This window comes from Antrihabitans spumae (genome assembly GCF_043944905.1).
Lineage (GTDB): Bacteria > Actinomycetota > Actinomycetes > Mycobacteriales > Mycobacteriaceae > Antrihabitans > Antrihabitans spumae.
This window is the reverse complement of record NZ_JBIMSN010000177.1, coordinates 1-732: the sequence shown is the minus strand read 5'-3', so window position 1 is coordinate 732 and position 732 is coordinate 1. Positions and strand designations below refer to the sequence as shown.

Genomic DNA, 732 nt, shown 5'->3' with positions numbered 1-732 from the left:
ACTCGAGGAGCATCGCCACCTGAGCGCGGGTGGTCGCCGCCAACGCTGCGGTCAACGGGGCGGGCGCCGCGAGGTGCTCACTGCGCAGCACGGCTTGAATTTCGCGGGCTCGTTTGTCGAGATTGCGTTGGCGCCCAGCCTTTTTCAAGGCCGACACGATCGAGGGCACGCTCAGATGGCGGGCCTCGGCGGGAGTCGCGGCACGGGCAAGCACGGCGAGAGCGTCGCGATCGTGCAGGGTCGCGAACGCGGCAATCGCAGCCGGGAAGTATTCCCGCAGTCCTGAGCGCAGGGCGTTGCTGTGCCGGGTTCGGGTCCAGATCAGGTTCTGATGTCCGCGGGCGAGCACCTTGATCGCATCGGCATCGGCGCTGTCACCGGCGATGGGGCGGTGATTGTGCCGGTCGGTGCGGACCAGGTCGGCGAGCAGTTTCGCGTCCGCGGCATCGGATTTGGCACCCGACACATGATGCCGGTCGCGGTAGCGGCTGGCTGCCAGCGGGTTGATCGCATACACCTGATATCCGGCTCCGACGAGGGCGTTCACCCATAGGCCGCGGTCGGTTTCGATGCCGATCACCACCTCCTCGGCGGTGCTGGTGTGTGCGGCAATCAGTTCGTACAGAGCCGCGATACCTGCGACTCCTTCGGGTAGTCGCTTCGAGGCCAAGCGTGCACCGGTGTCGTCCATCAGATGGACGTCGTGGTGGTCCTGGGCCCAGTCGTCTCCTA

At 66.4% G+C, this 732-nt stretch carries 1 protein-coding gene; it reads right to left on the bottom strand.

What is annotated here, in order from left to right; all coding sequences use genetic code 11:
- The coding region (locus tag ACHIRB_RS30830; protein WP_395127843.1) for an IS110 family transposase at positions 1-732 on the bottom strand (732 nt) is incomplete at both ends.